Annotated in this window: 1 pseudogene; it reads right to left on the minus strand. The window is 64.4% G+C overall.

The window, feature by feature from the left end:
• A pseudogene (locus EOD29_RS35285) lies at nucleotides 1-233 on the minus strand (hypothetical protein); the annotation flags it as partial.

The raw sequence follows: 233 nt of genomic DNA on the forward strand, positions 1-233 counted from the left end.
GCCCGCAGCAGAGACCGTCCGCACGATCGTCTCGCTGCGGGCAGCGGGTAACGCGACAGGGCATAGGCGGCGGGGATGCCGAGGATGAGGGCTGCCAGTGTTCCGAAAACGGCAAGGAACATCGACATGGCGAAGCTGTCGCGAAAGCTTTCAATAGTGAAGACCTTCATCACCCAGCGCAGCGAGAGGCCCTGCGGCGGGAAAGCCAGCGTGTCACCAGCCGAGAGCGAGGC

This window comes from Mesorhizobium sp. M1A.T.Ca.IN.004.03.1.1 (assembly GCF_003997555.1).
GTDB lineage: Bacteria > Pseudomonadota > Alphaproteobacteria > Rhizobiales > Rhizobiaceae > Mesorhizobium.